This is a genomic window from Leptospira paudalimensis (assembly GCF_026151345.1).
GTDB classification, from domain to species: Bacteria; Spirochaetota; Leptospiria; order Leptospirales; family Leptospiraceae; genus Leptospira_A; species Leptospira_A paudalimensis.
Map to the genome: position 1 here is coordinate 994,717 of NZ_JAMQPR010000001.1, position 17,657 is coordinate 1,012,373.

At 38.2% G+C, this 17,657-nt stretch carries 20 protein-coding genes; 16 read left to right on the plus strand and 4 right to left on the minus strand.

Annotation, left to right across the window (positions count from 1 at the left end):
* The first annotated feature begins 66 nt into the window (after nt 1–66).
* The 16 genes from infC to ND855_RS04575 are packed head-to-tail and all read left to right on the plus strand — an operon-like array spanning nt 67 to nt 13,159.
* On the plus strand, nt 67–630 hold the full coding sequence (gene infC / locus ND855_RS04500) for a translation initiation factor IF-3 (RefSeq protein ID WP_004786692.1): 564 nt from the start codon (nt 67–69) through the stop codon (nt 628–630).
* 7 nt (nt 631–637) lie between these two features.
* Complete coding sequence (gene rpmI / locus ND855_RS04505; protein ID WP_002988170.1) at nt 638–838, plus strand: 50S ribosomal protein L35; 201 nt, start codon at nt 638–640, stop codon at nt 836–838.
* 3 nt (nt 839–841) lie between these two features.
* The gene (gene rplT, locus ND855_RS04510) at nt 842–1,195 is read left to right on the plus strand and encodes a 50S ribosomal protein L20 (RefSeq protein ID WP_100727433.1); all 354 of its coding nucleotides are present in this window, start codon (nt 842–844) and stop codon (nt 1,193–1,195) included.
* Nucleotides 1,196–1,252: 57 nt separating this feature from the next.
* Nucleotides 1,253–1,888 (plus strand): hypothetical protein, encoded by a 636-nt coding sequence (locus ND855_RS04515; protein WP_265357374.1) that lies wholly within the window; start codon nt 1,253–1,255, stop codon nt 1,886–1,888.
* 5 nt (nt 1,889–1,893) lie between these two features.
* Entirely contained in the window at nt 1,894–2,211 is a 318-nt protein-coding gene (locus ND855_RS04520) for a cell division protein ZapA (protein WP_100727435.1), read from the plus strand.
* Entirely contained in the window at nt 2,208–2,792 is a 585-nt protein-coding gene (locus tag ND855_RS04525) for a 5-formyltetrahydrofolate cyclo-ligase (protein WP_265357375.1), read from the plus strand. The genes ND855_RS04520 and ND855_RS04525 overlap by 4 nt, the downstream gene beginning before the upstream one ends.
* Nucleotides 2,793–2,828: 36 nt before the next feature.
* On the plus strand, nt 2,829–3,332 hold the full coding sequence (locus tag ND855_RS04530; RefSeq protein WP_108958833.1) for a chemotaxis protein CheW: 504 nt from the start codon (nt 2,829–2,831) through the stop codon (nt 3,330–3,332).
* An 18-nt stretch (nt 3,333–3,350) separates the two neighbouring features.
* Complete coding sequence (locus ND855_RS04535) at nt 3,351–6,569, plus strand: chemotaxis protein CheW (protein ID WP_265357376.1); 3,219 nt, start codon at nt 3,351–3,353, stop codon at nt 6,567–6,569.
* A complete protein-coding gene (locus tag ND855_RS04540) occupies nt 6,566–7,633 on the plus strand; it encodes a protein-glutamate methylesterase/protein-glutamine glutaminase (protein WP_265357377.1) in 1,068 nt (355 codons plus the stop codon). The genes ND855_RS04535 and ND855_RS04540 overlap by 4 nt, the downstream gene beginning before the upstream one ends.
* A gap of 1 nt (nt 7,634) precedes the next feature.
* On the plus strand, nt 7,635–7,997 hold the full coding sequence (locus ND855_RS04545) for a response regulator (protein ID WP_002975323.1): 363 nt from the start codon (nt 7,635–7,637) through the stop codon (nt 7,995–7,997).
* On the plus strand, nt 7,998–8,741 hold the full coding sequence (locus ND855_RS04550) for a segregation and condensation protein A (RefSeq protein WP_100727440.1): 744 nt from the start codon (nt 7,998–8,000) through the stop codon (nt 8,739–8,741).
* A 6-nt stretch (nt 8,742–8,747) separates the two neighbouring features.
* Nucleotides 8,748–9,386, plus strand: coding sequence for an SMC-Scp complex subunit ScpB (gene scpB / locus ND855_RS04555; RefSeq protein ID WP_265357378.1), 639 nt, complete (start codon nt 8,748–8,750; stop codon nt 9,384–9,386).
* Nucleotides 9,379–10,470: a prephenate dehydratase gene (pheA, locus tag ND855_RS04560; RefSeq protein ID WP_265357379.1), complete on the plus strand. Its 1,092-nt coding sequence runs from the start codon at nt 9,379–9,381 to the stop codon at nt 10,468–10,470. Before scpB ends, pheA begins: the two co-directional genes overlap by 8 nt.
* Entirely contained in the window at nt 10,467–11,360 is an 894-nt protein-coding gene (locus ND855_RS04565) for a prephenate dehydrogenase (protein ID WP_265357380.1), read from the plus strand. Before pheA ends, ND855_RS04565 begins: the two co-directional genes overlap by 4 nt.
* Entirely contained in the window at nt 11,357–12,514 is a 1,158-nt protein-coding gene (locus ND855_RS04570) for a DUF1343 domain-containing protein (RefSeq protein WP_265357381.1), read from the plus strand. The genes ND855_RS04565 and ND855_RS04570 overlap by 4 nt, the downstream gene beginning before the upstream one ends.
* A 54-nt stretch (nt 12,515–12,568) precedes the next feature.
* Nucleotides 12,569–13,159, plus strand: a complete 591-nt coding sequence (locus tag ND855_RS04575; protein ID WP_100727549.1) for a LemA family protein — start codon at nt 12,569–12,571, stop codon at nt 13,157–13,159.
* A gap of 66 nt (nt 13,160–13,225) precedes the next feature.
* Here ND855_RS04575 and ND855_RS04580 read toward each other — a convergent pair whose 3' ends face one another.
* The 4 genes from ND855_RS04580 to ND855_RS04595 are packed head-to-tail and all read right to left on the minus strand — an operon-like array spanning nt 13,226 to nt 17,553.
* Nucleotides 13,226–14,656 (minus strand): MBOAT family O-acyltransferase, encoded by a 1,431-nt coding sequence (locus ND855_RS04580; protein ID WP_265357382.1) that lies wholly within the window; start codon nt 14,654–14,656, stop codon nt 13,226–13,228.
* A gap of 1 nt (nt 14,657) precedes the next feature.
* Nucleotides 14,658–15,896 (minus strand): LA_2490 family SGNH/GDSL-type esterase, encoded by a 1,239-nt coding sequence (locus tag ND855_RS04585; RefSeq protein ID WP_265357383.1) that lies wholly within the window; start codon nt 15,894–15,896, stop codon nt 14,658–14,660.
* 42 nt (nt 15,897–15,938) lie between these two features.
* Nucleotides 15,939–16,889, minus strand: coding sequence for an LA_2486 family SGNH/GDSL-type esterase (locus tag ND855_RS04590; RefSeq protein ID WP_265357384.1), 951 nt, complete (start codon nt 16,887–16,889; stop codon nt 15,939–15,941).
* Complete coding sequence (locus ND855_RS04595) at nt 16,873–17,553, minus strand: DUF6989 domain-containing protein (RefSeq protein ID WP_265357385.1); 681 nt, start codon at nt 17,551–17,553, stop codon at nt 16,873–16,875. Before ND855_RS04595 ends, ND855_RS04590 begins: the two co-directional genes overlap by 17 nt.
* Nucleotides 17,554–17,657 lie beyond the last annotated feature (104 nt).

Here is a 17,657-nt window from a genome sequence, read left to right on the forward strand (position 1 = left end):
AGAAATGTACTTGCGTGCCTAGTTTTTCATCCGAAATTGGAAATTGAAAGAAATTTCGGAGACTGAATGCAGAAACGGCCCAACCCTAGAGGGAACCCAAACCAAGATAAATTCGCCCACATCAGAATTAACGAACAAATTACCAATGTAGCATCGATTCGACTCGTCAGTGACGAAGGATCAGATATCGTTACTCTGGAAGAAGCTCTGAGAAGAGCTAAGGAAGCTAACCTTGATTTGGTGGAAGTCTCGGGTGACCAGGATGTTCACGTCTGTAAGCTGATCGATTTTGGAAAATACAAATTCGAACTTCTTAAAAAAACGAAAGAAGCGAAAAAGAAACAACACGTAGTCACGGTAAAAGAAATCAAAATCCGCCCGCGGATTGATAACCATGACTTCGAGATTAAGAAGCGTCATGCTTTAGAATTCTTGCAAAAGGGTGATAAAGTAAAAGTGACACTTCGATTCCGAGGCAGAGAGATGGTTCACTCTGAAATTGGAATGAATATTGTTAACCGGTTTGTCGAGGACCTAAAAGAGCATGCCTCTCCCGAAAAAATGCCGGTACACGACGGAAAGACGATAGTTGTCGTGATGAACCCAATTAGTGAGAAAGCTAAAGGATAAAAAAACTATGTATAAACTAAAAACAAATAGGGCAGCAGCCAAACGTTTTAAGTTTACCAAATCTGGTAAAATCAAACGTGGTTGTGCGTTCCGAAGACATATCTTAGAGAAAAAATCTCCTAAGATGAAACACCAAAGCCGTGGAATGCATCTCATCCATGAAACCGATTATAACCGTGTAGAAAAACTTCTACCTTACGGAGGTTAAACGATGCCACGCGCAGTCAACGGAACCATTCATAAGAATCGTAGAAAGAAACTACTTGCGAAAGCAAAAGGTTTTAGAGGTGGACGTTCTAAACTATTCAGAACAGCAAAATCAGCTGTGATGAAAGCTGGTCAATGGGCATACCGTGACCGTAGAAAGAAAAAGTCCGAATTTCGTAAACTTTGGATTACGCGAATTAATGCTGCTGTTAGAGAAAATGGAATGTCTTATTCAAAATTCATCCACGCCCTCAAAACACAAGGCATCAACTTAGATCGCAAGACATTGGCTGATCTTGCTTACAACCACAAAGAAGTATTCAACGCCATCGTCGAAAAAACCAAAGTCGCTAAGTAAATTAGTGCTTGATAGGAATGGAATAGCTCGTCTATTCTATTCCATCGGATTGTTATCATGTTAAAAATCGAAACCATTGAAGAGCTAGAAAGTAAAGTTGTTAAGGCCCTTGAGCTTATCCAGGACCTAAGAACAGAAAATGCACGCCTAGAGACGGAAAACGAATCCCTCCGCGCGGAAAATGACCAAATGAAGCTCGCAATGGAGGAAAAAGAGCGCGAACTTAAAACACTTCGTTCTCAACTCCAAGACGCGACGGATGAATTAAACCAACTCAAAGAAAGAGAAGGTTTACTCGAATCCAAAGTCCACCAACTCCTTGGAAGATTAGATGGCCTCCCAACCACTGGAAGTTCCACTCCTAAAGCACCACAATCTGTGGATGCACCTGTTCCATCTGCGGAACCAGTGGCAGCTGCGATTACACCAAGTCTCACAACAGAAGACGATGATGAGATTATCTTACTCGATGAAGATGAATCAGAATTCCATGGGGAAGATGTTTTGGAAAAAACTCCTGCCTCTGCATCCTTTGAAAAAGAAGAACTCGTTGTGGAAACTGACGACGAAGTTCCAACTGTTGAGATTGATGAGGATGACGATATCATCATCGATGATGAAGATGAAGCCATTAGCGTATTTGATGCGGATGATGATGATGATTTTCTCATCATCGAAGACGATCCTAAATAATCCATATGGCAGACTCTGCCCAAAACTCTCATAAAATCACCAAACAAATCTTTGGTGAAACGTATACAATCGTAGGGGAAGCATCTTCAGGGTATATTTCTGAAGTTGCTGATTACGTGGAAACACGCCTATTGGAATTGGGAAAAGTGTTACCCAATGCATCCAAAACCAAAATTGCCGTACTTTGTGCACTCAATTTAGCCGACGAGTTGTTCCAAATGAGGGATGTCACTGCCAAAGTGAATGAAAATCCTGAATTGGAAGAACGAACGAAAAAAATTATCTCTTTGTTGGAAGAGGGAATCATTGGGGACCATTTTTGAATTCGATTTCCAAACAAGACGCAAGGAAGATCCTCAAAACCAATATCCCAAAACTTACTGATCGAGAAGAGTTAGAATCAGCGATTCTCAAAAGACTATTTCCCTTATTACAAGGAAACTCCAAAATCATCACTTATGTTCCAGACCTGCAATGGGAAGTGGATGTGTTGCCCATCATCGAATCATGCCCTTTGCCAAGACCCACGAGTTTTATTGAATCCAGGCATTCGGCGAAGTGGTACTTTCCAAAAGTGGTGAAAGACAAGGGATTATGTTTCCTTCGTCCGTTCTCTTTTGAAAAAGGTCCATATGGAATCTTTGAACCGATAGGAGATGAGGAGATTTCCGTAGAGGATGCGGATTTGATTCTGGTTCCAGGTCTTGGTTACCATGAAAATGGATTTCGCCTTGGTCGAGGTGGTGGGTATTATGACCGTATTTTACACAAAGAATCTGTGCAAAAGAAAACAATAGGGTTTAGTTTTTCTAAATTTTTTCCCGTCCCATTCCAAGTAGAAGAACACGATGTTAAAGTCGGAAAAATGATTACGGAATTTCAGATTCATTCTTTTTTCGATTGAATCCACGTAGGATTCTGACACGATTCCAAGAAGCATATGGACCAAGAAAAACTCCTCACATCCCTTGCGGAAAAAACCAAAATGGAACAAGAGTCTGATTTAGGAGACCTTGAACAATTTCTTACCTTTACGATCGAAAAGGAATTTTTTGGGATCCGATTGCTACTGGTTCATGAAATTTTAAAACCTGTTCTCATCACTCGTATTCCAAATGTAGAAGATTATATTTTAGGAGTGATTAACTTAAGAGGGGAAATCATTCCAATTGTTGATTTGAAAAAAAGATTCCATAATACTGATTCTGACATTTATCCCATCTCGCGTATCGTAGTGGTTATGTTAGAGGAAAAACGAATTGGGGTTTTAGTGGATGAAGTCAAACAGGTTGTAAAAATCCAAAAGGATTTTATCAGTTATACAACTGATGACTTGTCGTTAAACTATAGTAAGATGGTTGAATCTGTATCACGTTACGAAGACCATTTGATTTTGAATTTGGATTTGGAACAAATTGTTAATTTTGTTTCTACCACAAAGTAAGGAATAGGGGATACGACATTGGCTGGAATTTTAGGTGAATACACAGAAGTTTTCCTGGAAGAGTCCGAGGACCAAATTGAAGAACTCAATTCCAATTTGGTAAAACTAGAGAAAGACCACGAAAATCCCGAAATCATCAATGATATCTTTCGTGCAGCTCATTCCTTAAAAAGTTCGTCAGCCTTTGTTGGTTTGTACAATTTATCCGACCTCGCTCACACGATGGAAAACCTTCTCCAAAAAATTAGAGAAGGTAGTTTGGAAATTAATGTTAAACTTGTAAATTTACTGTTTGAATGTTTTGATTTAATCAAACAAGTGATAGAAGGTGTTGCCAACGGTATCAAAGTAGAGACCCCATTCACTGACATGATCCAAAAACTCCAGGATTATGAAGTATCAGTCTCTGGTGGTGGAAGTTCCAATAAATCGGCAGTCTCAACTTCTGGAACCAAACAAGGACAAGTTGGAAACCAAACATCTATCGGGAATTTGACAGAAGACGAAATTTCTGAAATTAGAACTGCACTGAAAGAAGAAGAAGGCCAAACTGCATTTACAGTTGACCTGCGTTTAAAAAATGAAACGCCGATGCAAAACCTAAGATTACTACTGATTTTACAGTCAGTCAAACAGTCAGGTGTTGTTATCCGTTGTAATCCAACCGAAGAAGCGTTGGATAATGGTCAAGGTAGTTTCGCACTTTCTTTTATTACAGTTACTAAATATTCAAAAGACGAACTTTATACACAATGTAACATTGATATGGTGGATACCCTTTCGGTAATGGAACTCCAAATCCCTCAAACGGAAATGGAAGCACTGGAAAAACGAGTCGATGTAACACCAACCGTAAACAATCCAGCAAGTCCAGTTTCCAATGATGTAGAAGAAAAGGTGGTTGTGAAGGGTTCTGCCAATTTTGAAAAGGCAGTTACCGATTCAAAGGTTGTGATGCGAACCATCAAAGTATCTTCAGATAAACTTGACCAACTCATGAACAATGTGGGTGAGCTTGTGATCACAAACTCTGGATTCCAAAAAATCTATGATGATTTGGTAGCACAGTTTGGGGAAGATTCTTTATTCAATGAACTAAAGGGTAAAATCGACCAAATCAATCGTATTTCCAAAGACTTACAAACAGGAATCATGAACATTCGAATGGTTCCCATTGGATCTGTGTTCAATCGTTTCACTAGGCTGATTCGTGATTTGTCACTTGAAACTGGCAAACAAGTAAATTTGGTTTTACGTGGTGAAAATACTGAACTAGATAAAAAAGTCATTGATGCGATTGGAGAACCACTCATCCACCTTATCCGAAATTCAGTTGATCATGGAATTGAATCGCCAGAAGAAAGAAAACTGGCAGGTAAATCGGAAGAAGGGACTGTCGAACTGAATGCATACCAAGGTGGATCTAATATCCTTGTGGAAATTCGGGATGATGGAAAGGGTCTTAATAAAAATAAAATCTTAAAAAAGGCCATCGAACGAGGGTTAGTCACTGAAGCTGATTCCCAAAACTTATCAGAGTCTGATATATTTCAGTTTATTTTTGCTCCAGGATTTTCAACAGCAGATAAAATTTCCGATATCTCTGGCCGTGGGGTTGGAATGAATGTGGTGAACAAACTCATTGAAGAATTTAAGGGAAAAATCATCATCCATTCGGAAGAAGGAAAAGGATCTTCCTTTACTTTATCTTTCCCACAAGCACTTGCGATCATTCCATCCATCCTTGTGATCATGGAAGAAGAAGTGTATGCGTTCCCTTTATCTGAAGTATCTGAAACCATCAAAGTAAATCTCGACCAAATCACAACACTCGAAGGGCATGAGATCATCAACCTACGAGGGGAAGTCCTTCCGATCTACCGACTCAATCGAATTTTGGGTCTTGCCGACAAACAAGAAATGGTGGAAGTCCCTGTTGTGATTGTGAACTACAAAACAAGGAAACTTGGTTTTATGGTCGATGATCTCATTGGAAAACATGAAACAGTGATCAAGTCACTTGGGAAAAATTTCCAAGACGTACAAGGATTAACTGGTGCCACCATCATGGGAGATGGAACCATTATTTTGGTCTTAGACATTCCAGGGCTTGTTGAGATTGCTGCTGATAAAGTAGATTGGACTGATAAGCTCGTATCTGGTGAGATGATGAAACGTTCATCCACAATTCGTTCCCTAGAAATGTCTGATTCTGAATACATATTCAAATCAAACCACCCCACAAATCGTTATAATGCGAAACTCATTGAGTTACGGGCAAAAGACAAATCGCGCATCAAAAAAGAAAAACATAAAATCGAAAAACACATCATTGTTCCAAAAGAAGAAGTGTTTACCGAAGAACCTGTTACCAACCAAAAAATTACAACAGAAGTAATCAAAAAAGAAACTACTGTGAATGGACACAGCGAAGATCATTCTTCGGCAAATGAATCCATTACTTCAACACTTGTATTGGATCATAAAACAGATGAGATCCATAGGCTTGCTGATGTTGCAAAAATAGAAAATGTAAAACTAACGGAAAGAGAACAGGCTGCCGAAATCATTAAAGGTTTTGTTGAACAAAAAGAGGAACGTCTAAACCAAGTTTCTGCCTTAAATTCAGATGCCATTAACGAAATCATGTCTTCCAAAGACATAAAAAAATTGGAAAACATTGTCAACACAGGTATGATGAATGCTGGTGTTGTGTTGTCTCAGTTAGTTGGGAAAGAAGTCGAGTTATTTATTCCGGAAATTAAACTCACTGATCGAGATGGTTTGGCGAAAGAATTCCGTTATTCGATGGACCAATTTTTTGGAATGAAAATCCGAATGACTGGTGATTTGAACGGAAATTTACTCATGATGTTTTCGGAAGAAAATGGTTCTGAAATTGCGAGAGAACTTCTTGGTTCTGAAGAAGCAAAATATGCAGATGGTAGCAATCATAAATTATCAGATGATATGATGTCTGTATTATCTGAAATTTCCAATATTGTTTGTTCGAGTGTTATGAATTCTCTATCCAACAAATTGAAAAAAGAAATTTTACCTTCTGTTCCTGAAATGATCACTGGTAGTTTTATGGAAGTAGTGGACATTGTAAAACCAGAAAGAACTAAATTTTTGTCCATGCATACAGAGTTTAACCACCAAGGTAGTAACCTAATCGGTGTTTTAGTATTTTTACCTGATTTTGACGAGTTAGTTGAGTTAATTCATAAATCATGAACAAAAAACCGACCGTTGTGATCATTGATGACTCACTCCTTGTGAGGAATATTTTAAGTGATGCTCTCACTAAAAAAGAGGAAGTTTCTGTGATTGCCACTGGCAAAACAGGGATGGACTGTATTGATCTTGCTGAAAAGTTAAAACCAGATTTTATCGTTTTGGACATCGAGATGCCCATCATGGATGGATTAACGGCTCTCGCTGAAATCAAAAAGAAAAAACTTCCGAGCCATGTGATCATGTTGTCGGTTCTTACGCAACATGGTGCCGATGCTACTTTTAAGGCACTGGAACTCGGTGCAGTTGATTTTATCCCAAAACCTTCTAGTGGGAATCAGTTTTCGCCAGAGGACATAGCAGCTGTTTTATCGCTCAAAATCAAAGGATTTTCGGATTCCAAACTCGTCAGTCCAGAACCCATTTCCCGTCCTGAACGGACCGAACGGCAATTAAATAAAAGTTTTCAAAAACCGATCCAAGTAGATGCTATCGGAATTGGAACCTCCACGGGGGGACCAAAAGCGTTACAAACCGTTTTTGCAGGGATTCCAGCTGATTTTGCAAAGCCCATTTTTGTTGTGCAACATATGCCAGCAGGATTTACAAAAGCTTTTGCAGACAGATTAAATTCTTTGTCTAAAATACATGTGAAAGAAGCAGAACAGGGTGATTTGGTGCAAGCCGGAACCGCTTACATTGCCCCTGGTGACTACCAAATGAAGGTAGTTTCAAAAGGAAAAGATCGTTTCATAGAGCTTACCCATTCAGAACAAGTGAATGGACATAGGCCTTCCATTGAAGTATTGTTTGATAGTTTGGTGGAAACATATGGAGGCGATCATTTATTATCCATGATCATGACAGGTATGGGTAAAGATGGTTCACATGCCATTTCCAACATACACGCGAAAGGTGGTATTACTTTGGCGCAGAATGAAGCAACTTCTGTTGTGTATGGAATGAACCGTGTGGCTGTAGAACTTGGGGGAATTGATTTTGTTCTCCCAGTGGATGAATTAGTACCAAAAATGATTGAATTATTAAAGTCGAGAGGGAATTAACATGGCAAGAATTTTGGTTGTAGATGATGCAAAATTCATGAGAACGCTCGTTAAAGATGCGTTAGTTGGAGCAGGTCACGAAATCGTTGGTGAAGCAGAAAATGGTAACATTGCGGTTGAGCAGTATAAAAATCTCAAACCGGACTTAGTCACCATGGACATTACCATGCGGGAAAAAGATGGGATTGAAGCAACAAAAGAGATTATCAAATTTGATGCTTCTGCTAAAATCATTATGGTTACGGCACTTGGACAAGAAGACCTTTTAGCAAAGGCAATCAAAATGGGTGTAAAGGATTTTGTTGTGAAACCTTTCCCACCAGAAAGATTGCAACAAGCTGCCGCAAAAGCATTAGGTTTATAAATGTCCCAAACCCCGGAGTTTATCGTCCGGTGGCAAAACCAGGACGGTGGATTGACTGAAGGACCTTTGACGGTTTTATGGTCTCTGATTGATAGTTATAAGGTGGATATCTTTGAAGTCTCCCTTTCGCGTATCACATCTGATTTCATTCAATTTTTGAGAACGAGTCAATCCTTGTCCATTGAGCTCACTTCCGAGTTTGCTGTGATGGCATCACATTTGGTATACTTAAAATCCAAGGCTCTTCTTCCAGACCCTGGGTTTGAAGAAGAAGACTATGATCCACCCCTTCCTAAGGAACTTGTGGACAAACTTTTGGAACACAAAAAATTCCAAATGGCGGGACAACGATTAGCAGAACTGGACAGATTGACCGCAGGTATGTTCACGCGGGAAACAAACCAAGTTCTGGATGAAACCGAAAATTGGTTAGATGTGAGTCTTGTTGATCTCATTTCTGCCTTCAATTCTATCTTGGAACAAGAAAGTTCCAATGAAGCCGAAGAACAAATACCAATTTACGAAGGGGTATCCCAATATTCGGTCGAAGACAAAATGGCATACCTGCAAAATCTCCTAGAAAAAACGGGCGAAATTCACTTCATGGATTTGTTTGAAAATGACAAACCAGAAAAAAAAGAAATCGTCGCAGCCTTCCTTGCTGTATTAGAAGTTGTTAAAATCCGAGTTTGCAAAGTGATCCAACATGCAGTTTTCGGAGAAATCAAAATAGTCAAGGTTTAGATCAATTTGGAAGAAAGAAACTATACAAAGGGCCTTCTTGAGGCACTTCTCTTTTTATCTTCAGATCCAATCAAATTATCTGCACTGGCTAAGTCTTGTGGAATTGAAAAAACAGAAGCAAGAGAACTGTTAGATGAATTGATTCTTGATTACCAAGAAAGAGAAGGTGGTTTTTTACTCAGAGAAATTGCTGGTGGTTACCAATTCATTACAAACCAAAAATACAGCGAAATTTTATCTCATATTTTTAAAGATAAAAAAAGGGAAACTCTCTCACGGGGAACTCTCGACACGCTTGCCATCATCGCATACAAACAACCAATCACCTTGACTGAGTTAGATGAAATACGCGGAGTTTCTTCAAGGGCCATGGTGGCAAGTCTCATGTCCAAAAAATTGGTGAAAGCTGTCGGACAAAAAGAAGTTCCAGGTAGACCCACTTTATACGGAACCACAAACGAATTTTTATTACATTTTGGTTTGAGTAAATTGACAGACCTTCCAACACCAGTGGAAGTCAAGGAACTCAAATTTGAAGATTTTACACCTGAATCTATTTTGGTCACAGAAGAAACTGAAATGAATCCTGATTTTGATTTGGATTCGTTACCAGAAGAATTAAAAGAAGAGAATCAAAATGAGTAATGCAGAAGAAGAATTAAAAAAACTCCGTTCTGGTATTGACTCACTGGACACTCAAATCATTGATCTCATCCAAAAACGAGCAGGGTTTGCACAAGAGATTGGCCGTGTGAAAAAAGAATCGGGTGGTCCAATCTACCGACCTGATCGTGAAAAAGATGTCTATGAAAAAGTTACACAACTTTCGAAAGGACCTTTACCTGCTTCTGTGATACGAGCCATTTACCGGGAAATGATGTCTGGTACGATTGCCTTAGAACACCCGTTAAAGATTGGATTTTTAGGACCTGAAGGTAGTTTTTCTCATTCTGCATTACGTTCCAAATTTGGCACTTCCATTGAAGCGGTTCCACAGACTTCGATTCCCGATGTATTCCGAATGGTGGAAGAAGAAAAATTAGATTATGGAGTTGTTCCAGTTGAAAATTCAACAGAAGGACAAGTAAGTTCCACTTTGGATATGTTTCTTGAAACAGATCTCACTGTGTATTCGGAACTTTACCAAAGGATTTCTTTTTCATTATTAGGTTTTGAAACAGATCTTTCCGCAGTGAAACGAATTTATGGGATCCGAATTGGGAATGAACAATGTCGCAATTGGATTTCAGCTAACTTACCCAATGCGGAAGTTGTGGATACATCTTCAACTGCCATGGCAGCAAAATTAGTATCAGAACGAAAAGATGGTCTTGCCATAGCATCCAAAATTGCTGGAGAAATTTACAAACTGAACGTGATTGCAGAAGGGATTGAAGATTATTCAGGAAATACTACAAGGTTTTTAGTGATTGGGAAAACAGAGTCACCCGTGACAAAGGAAGATAAAACTTCGATTGTATTTTCCATTCCCAACCAAACAGGATCCTTGTTTCAAATACTCAAAACCTTCCATGATGCTTCCGTGAATTTAACAAAAATTGAATCTAGGCCACTCAAACGAAATTTATGGGAGTATCATTTTTTCATCGATTTCCTTGGACACAAAGAAGATCCAAAAATTAAGTCTCTACTCGAAACAGTAAAATCTCAATGTACAATTTTTAAACTACTTGGATCGTATCCCACTGCAGGATCTTTTCCGACATGAAACTCGATCGTATCCTCATTTATGGAATGGGGCTTATGGGTGGATCCTTATCGCTTGCCATTCGAGAAAAATATCCAAATGTAGAAATTAGTGCAGTTGTTCGTTCTAAAAAAAGTAAAACAACAATCCTTTCGAACAAATTAGCAAATCAAGTTTTCACTTTAGAAGAAAATCCAAAGATTGAATGGGATCATTTTGATTTAGTTGTATTTAGTACACCTGTTGCATCTGTTTTAAAACTCATTCCCCGTTTACCAAAATCGGGAAAAACGATTTATATCGATTTGGGATCCACCAAACAGTCTATTGTTGATCGTGTGAATAGTCATTTTGGTGATAACGAACATAATTATATTTCAACACATCCAATGTGTGGATCTGAACAAACTGGTCCGGAAGCTGCAGTGCCAAGTTTGTATGTTGATAAACTTTGTATTTTAACAAAACCTAAATTGGCGAGCCAAACAAGCTTTGATTTTGTGAAACAATTTTGGGAATTGATAGGTTCCTGGACCATACAAATGGATGCCAAGGTCCATGATGAAACATTGGCATATGTTTCCCATTTGCCACATGTGATTTCGACAATCCTCGTGAATGTTGCGGGTAAAAATCAAACAACGATGGACCAAGTGAATTCAATCCCAAAACCAATTACAGGTGGGGGGTTTCGTGATATGTCGAGGATTGCGGGCTCAAATGCGGAGATGTGGGTTTCTATTTTTAAAGAGAATCAATCCTTTCTCATCGACTCAATTGATCAATTCATTAAACAACTTACGGAATTTAGAAATTTATTTTTAGAAGATATTGGACTAGATGAATCCAAAATAATTTCCATTTGGGAATCAGCACTCGAGAAAAAAGAAACAATTCAAAAAAACAAATGAAGTTTCTGAAAAACATACAAAAGCTAAGTGGTTGTCAGGCGGGCATTTTAACGAACCAAAGTGCCTTTGGTTATCTCGGAAAGTATCATTTCCAAACCTATTCTGAGATATTCAATTTAAAAACTATATTTTTACCCGAACACGGTTTGTTTGCTGAGTTACAAGACCAAGTGAGTGGAGATGAGTTGTCTTATCTTTTTGGAGACATGCAAATTGTAAATTTGTATGGTAAAGAAGAGAGTAGTTTAGTCCCACCGAAAGAGAGTTTGAAAAATTTAGATGTAGTGATCATCGATATTAAAGATGTTGGTTCACGTTATTATACATTTTTAACGACTGCCTATTATATCTTAGAAGAACTTTCTAAATTAAAAAAAGAAACTGGTAAATCACCAGTTTTTTTAGTAATCGATTCCCCCAATCCAATTGGTACAAAAGTGGAAGGAAGTCCCTTACAGGAAACTTACCAATCGTTTGTAGGAGTCAAATCAGTCCTCCATCGGCATGGTCTTACACCAGGTGGATTATTAACGTATTATAATGAAACTTTCCATTTGAATGTTGATGTTGTAGTAGTTCCAGTTGGTGTTTTCCACCCAAACAAGGTTACATCGTTTGAATGGGTTCCTCCATCCCCCAATATTCCAACACAAAATACTTGTTATGTGTATCCAGGCATGTGTTTATTAGAAGGGACAAACTTATCGGAAGGAAGAGGCACAACAAAACCATTCGAAACATTTGGCGCACCTTATCTATTGGGCAAAGAAAAGTTGGAATTGGATAAACGAATGTTATCTCACCAAAAGGGTAGGTTTATATTACGTAATTTACGTTTTTTGCCTACGTTTCATAAATACGCGGGAATCATTTGTGAGGGTTACCAATTAATGGTTTTAAAACCCAAACAGTTTCACTCTTTGTACTTCACGTTGTATTTTTTAAAACAAGTGCATGAATTGTTTCCAAAACAATTTGAATTTTTAAAAGGTGTATATGAGTTTCGATCAGACAGACCAGCAATTGAACTTCTTGCTGGTGATTCCTATTTGCTTGACTATCTGTACGGAAAACATTCAGATTCTGACCTAGAAAGGTATTTGGAAGAAAAAGAATCAGTTTGGAACAAGGTAATAAAACCGTTCCGATATTAATTTTTTTGACAAATTGGTGTTGCAGACCGACTAAAGGTTAGGTATACAATGACCATGACAAAACTGTTTCGAACCATCATTCTATTTTCCCTCATGACAACTTTATTCACCAATTGTGGTTACAATCGAATCCAAGAGTTGGATGAAGAAGTTTCGGCTTCTTGGGCAGAAGTGCTCAACCAATACAAAAGAAGAGCTGATTTAGTTCCCAATTTAGTTTCAGCAGTGAAGGGTTTTGCAAACCAAGAAAAAGACATCATGAAAGGGATTGCAGAAGCAAGAGCAAAAATTGGATCCATCCAAGCGACTCCTGAGCTCATCAACAATCCTGAAAGTTTAAAACAATTCGACCAAGCACAAGGACAACTCGGTTCTGCATTGTCTAGACTCCTTATGATCCAAGAAAACTATCCACAGCTAAAATCAGACCAACATTTTTCCGATCTGATGGCCCAACTAGAAGGTACTGAAAATCGGATCACTGTTGCTAGAAACAGATTCATCAAAGCTACAAAAGAGTTTAATGTTTACATCCGTCAATTCCCGGCAGTTTTAACCGCAAAGGCATTTGGATACGAAGCAAAAGCAACATTCACTGTCGAAGACCAAAAGACGATAGAAAATGCTCCCAAAGTGGAGTTCTAATTCAGATACATAATCATTACAGACTGAATTTGTGTAAGAAAAACCGGTGAAAGCCGGTTTTTCTTTTTAGAATTGGAAGTATAAAAATGGACTAGAAACTGTTACGCTGTATATGATAAACGATGTCACATAGAGCAATATACAAGTTGGAACCAGAAAATACAAATGATCTGTGATAAATGCAAATCGATCTTCTTTCTTATCCTGCATAATATCCACAAAGAATAAAAAGCCAACTAACACAACTAAGCTAAGACTCATCTGAGGGAATTGACCAACAGCACCAGTAAAAGCTCGTTCTAACATAATATTGGTGATACCCATTCCTGTGGGGACTTCTGGAGTTGCTTTCGCACGAAAGAAAAAACAGGACAGTACAAAAATACCCACTGGGTAAATAGGCTGGATGTATCTAGGGACTTTGTTCCAGGCATTACGCATAGTTTCAAATTTAAAAACAAATTTTTCAACCACCATCATTGTGGAGTGAAGAGTACCCCAAAATACAAAAGTCCAATCCGCACCATGCCAAATTCCAGAAACAAATGTCGTAATGAATAAATTGACATACGCTAAAATTTCACCTCTACGGTTACCACCTAACGTAATATATACATAATCTCTCAGCCAGGAACTAAACGAAATATGCCATCTCCTCCAAAGTTCACTCAGGGTGCCCGATAAAAAAGGTCGGTCAAAGTTTTTGGGAATATGAAAGCCAAGAATTCTTGCCGTACCAATTGCAATATCTGAGTAACCTGAAAAATCACAGTAAATTTGAACTGCGAATAAAAAGGCTGCAATCCACATCGCAATCCAATTGTATTCCGTTGGATTTGCATAGATAGGGTCGATCACATAAGATACAGGGTCTGCAATGAATGTTTTCTTAAAGATTCCCCAAAAGAGTTGTTTTAATCCATGTTTTAGATTGTCTTTTGTGAAGTCCTTAGAATCTAAAAATTGGTGTAATACATCACTTGCGCGTAAGATAGGACCTGCCACAAGTTGTGGGAAAAATGACAAAAAGAGACCAAAGTGGAAAATGGATTTAGCTCTTTCTACAACACCTTTGTAAACATCTACCGCATACGAAACAGCTTGGAGGGTGAAAAAACTAATCCCCATGGGAAGTAAAATTCCCGATTTTTGAACAAACTCAGGATCACAGGGAGTAAAGGAAAAGGTTTGGTTCCATACCGTGATTGAGAAATCTAAATACTTAAATACAAATAATAAACTTAAATTACTCCAAACCGCTACGTTTAACCAAAAAATCTTTTTATTTTTTGATTGGGTTTCTTCCATGTAATCGACTGCAAGTTTTGTGATGACAAAAGAGAAAACGAGTAAAATGAGAAATGGAATTCTGAAAATTGCATAAAAATACAAACTAACAATGAATAACCATAAACCTTGGAATCGTTTTGGAATCAGGAAATAAATGAATATTACTACTGGTGCGAAGATTAAATAATGAACTGAGTTAAAGAGCATTTTACTTTTTTTCCTTTAAGGCAGACCGAATGGATTCGGATGCCCAAAGATTTCCGAGTTTTGTTAGGTGGCCATCACCAGGAATATAATAATCTTGGATGCCAGCTTTTTTTGTTTTTCCATGTATGGTAAATTCACGGCCGCACATATTGTCGGTGTATGGTAAAATTTCCAACGTTCTGATCCTTTTGGATTCTAAATACCGTTTTGCTCTGAGAGCATAATTTCCTAATCGATTGAATTTGCCAAGTTGACGGCAATAAACTTCTTCAATTTGCATTGGTAATAAAACTGGAATCAATTCGAAACCTTTGTCTTTCGAAAACTGAATCATCTGGTCATAGGCTCTCGTAGTGGTTTCAGGAAGTGGCTCTAGATCATTTGTATTGATCGGAGTATCTGAACATTGGATTTGTAAATTAGGAATGGGAGTGGGGCAAATGAATGTATCAGAATTATCACATGTTACCTTTTTGACAGGGATTATAAATGCTTCTTTTAAATACTGAAGAGGGGATTCCATAATTTGATTGGAATCCACTTTCATGATGTATTTGGTTTGTGCCCATTTTACTTTTGTTTGTTCATAAGCAAGTTTCAATGCTTGTAATAAATAAGAAACACGAGTGAGTTCAAACTGAATGCGAAATTTATTTTTCCATTCTTGATCATTTTCATGTAGGGCATCATTTTCATCGTCAGGTAAAATCCCTTGTGCACGTAATTCCTCAGGCATTGTAAAGTCATTCGGAGAGATAAAAAAGAGAACCTTTTTGATATTTGGGATTTTGTTAGATAAATCTTTTAGGCGTTTGTAGGATCCAAGAGATCCGTAAGCATCAACTCCAAAATTTAAACTTTGGTACTCGGTTCCATTTTCTTCATATCCATTGAGTTTCGAACAAAAGGTATCTTCGTCAGAGACTCCAAATCCCATCACAAGACTATCACCTAGGCAAACGAGTTTGGGTTTTTCTGCGATCGGTTCCTCTAGACCTCGTAGTCCTAGGGAATTCGTTGTGAATTGCCCTTGCCAAAGGTCAGCATAATGGCGGACAAATCTGCTTTCATTCGGGGCAAGTGTGACACCATATTCTGGGTGGTATGCATGCAAAAGTTTGACATCGCGGTAATAACGTAAGGCAGGAGGGTTGGCAAGGCGAAAGATCCCTTCCAAGGACAATAAAGCGAACGGGAAAAATAGGACAATGGCTCCCCATCGTTTCCAGTTTAAGATCATATCCCTCTAAACTTTAGAATGGGACTTAAGAATCAAGCATTTCTATTGGGACTTTTTGTAGTCATTGGCTATGGCCTCTGCAAACAGTTTTGCCAAATCTTCATCTGGGTGACCATCGTTTGGGATGTAGATTTGTTTTTTTTGAGAAAACAAAACCTCAGTCTCTGCGCGTAGGTCAATGGTAGCCATTCCTTCCGATGCAAAGAATCTTTTTGCAACATCATAATTCGGATCATTTGTATCAGGTGTTCCATTCGGGGCCATTCCCCAAGAGAATAAAATCTTCCATTGTTCTTTGTTTTGGATTCTGTTATGAATGAATTTTTTTAAAAACGAATAGGTGGGATGAGTCTTTGGATAAAGAGTCGGAATTCCATTTGTATACACATTCATTTGACGAGATGGTAGGAATGTGTCATAGAGTGATGAATTTCGTACGAGGTAAAAGTGGATGGGGTATAGGTATTTCTGAATTCCTTTTTTTTCCCTTACGTCATCGATAAAATCAGAAGGATTCCAAACCCAATAGATGAAGTTTGGTTTGTTATTAGTTTGATTGAAAGTATCCAAATACAAATTCGAAATACCATTCGTGCCAATCGCATCCACAGCAACCACACGTGTTTTGATTTTGTATTTAGTTTCTAACAAAAACGCGATGGTTTTTTCAGTTGGTAATCCATAACCCATCGCCATTGAATCACCAAGTAACCAAACTTCTGTTTGATTTGTCTCTGGAAAGTTCGAATTTGTTATCCTTTCTCCCATCTCATTCGTTTGGATGTCCCATGGTTTTCCATCTCGACGAGTGAACCCTTCCTTTACATTCGGACACAAACGGATTTCCGACCAATCTTTCAGGCAATGTATTTTTTTATATCGGAGTTCTTCGTTTGGAGATTTTTGTTGGAATCGAAAGTATCCCTCTCCCAAAAGGAGAAGGATACCAAAAACAAAACTAAATTTGAAGGTTAGATTAAAGAATTTTTTCAATGAGTAAGTAGAAAAAGGATAAGTTTCCGATATAAAGAACCATCACTAAAAAACCAATGGCAATTTGGAACAGGTAAGCGGAATAAGAAAATCCTTGGTACGCAAGATAGGTTGTAATTCCTAAAATCATCTCGGGAACCAGTACGTAATAAGCAACATGCCCCCACATCTTTACATTCTGTGCATACCAAGATCCAAAAATCCACATCGTCGCTTCAGACAATCCAAAGATGAATAAACTGACAAGCCCCACCCATATCCCTGTACCGATGATTGAGACAGATCTTTCTTCTAATTTGATTCCTGTATAAACACAAATAAAAAGAGGTATGACCCATAGACCTGCCATATAACCAGAGACAGTTCCTATTTTGAAAAATCCATCTTCAGGAAAAACTAATATCTGTAAAACGGCCGACAAAAACCAATCTGGAAATACCATAAAAATGGAAAGTGGTACTAAAAATTTCCAAATTCGATACGGAGTGTGCCAATGGAATACAATACAAATGGCAACAAAACTGACATGGAAAAAAGCCGTGAGGCCTGCGATTTTCACACCAGCTTCATAAGGAGCATAAAAGAGAACAATACCAGAGAGTATGGTAAATACAAAAAAGTACAAAGCGAGTAAAAATTCTTCAGCCAGGAACTTTGGTTTCATCGTTCTCGAATTTGAAAGGAATGGATTGGAAAGGCAAGTCGAAACTTTGTTTGGTGGTAAGAAAATTAAACAAGTGGAAGGAGGTCTAATTGAACCTAAATAAA

Bases quoted from the DNA above. Each gene is read 5' to 3' on its own strand.
- infC (WP_004786692.1), top strand. From the start codon at position 67: ATGCAGAAACGGCCCAACCCTAGAGGGAACCCAAACCAAGATAAATTC.
- rpmI (WP_002988170.1), top strand. From the start codon at position 638: ATGTATAAACTAAAAACAAATAGGGCAGCAGCCAAACGTTTTAAGTTT.
- rplT (WP_100727433.1), top strand. From the start codon at position 842: ATGCCACGCGCAGTCAACGGAACCATTCATAAGAATCGTAGAAAGAAA.
- ND855_RS04515 (WP_265357374.1), top strand. From the start codon at position 1,253: ATGTTAAAAATCGAAACCATTGAAGAGCTAGAAAGTAAAGTTGTTAAG.
- ND855_RS04520 (WP_100727435.1), top strand. From the start codon at position 1,894: ATGGCAGACTCTGCCCAAAACTCTCATAAAATCACCAAACAAATCTTT.
- ND855_RS04530 (WP_108958833.1), top strand. From the start codon at position 2,829: ATGGACCAAGAAAAACTCCTCACATCCCTTGCGGAAAAAACCAAAATG.
- ND855_RS04540 (WP_265357377.1), top strand. From the start codon at position 6,566: ATGAACAAAAAACCGACCGTTGTGATCATTGATGACTCACTCCTTGTG.
- ND855_RS04545 (WP_002975323.1), top strand. From the start codon at position 7,635: ATGGCAAGAATTTTGGTTGTAGATGATGCAAAATTCATGAGAACGCTC.
- ND855_RS04550 (WP_100727440.1), top strand. From the start codon at position 7,998: ATGTCCCAAACCCCGGAGTTTATCGTCCGGTGGCAAAACCAGGACGGT.
- pheA (WP_265357379.1), top strand. From the start codon at position 9,379: ATGAGTAATGCAGAAGAAGAATTAAAAAAACTCCGTTCTGGTATTGAC.
- ND855_RS04565 (WP_265357380.1), top strand. From the start codon at position 10,467: ATGAAACTCGATCGTATCCTCATTTATGGAATGGGGCTTATGGGTGGA.
- ND855_RS04570 (WP_265357381.1), top strand. From the start codon at position 11,357: ATGAAGTTTCTGAAAAACATACAAAAGCTAAGTGGTTGTCAGGCGGGC.
- ND855_RS04575 (WP_100727549.1), top strand. From the start codon at position 12,569: ATGACAAAACTGTTTCGAACCATCATTCTATTTTCCCTCATGACAACT.
- ND855_RS04580 (WP_265357382.1), bottom strand. From the start codon at position 14,656: ATGCTCTTTAACTCAGTTCATTATTTAATCTTCGCACCAGTAGTAATA.
- ND855_RS04585 (WP_265357383.1), bottom strand. From the start codon at position 15,896: ATGATCTTAAACTGGAAACGATGGGGAGCCATTGTCCTATTTTTCCCG.
- ND855_RS04595 (WP_265357385.1), bottom strand. From the start codon at position 17,553: ATGAAACCAAAGTTCCTGGCTGAAGAATTTTTACTCGCTTTGTACTTT.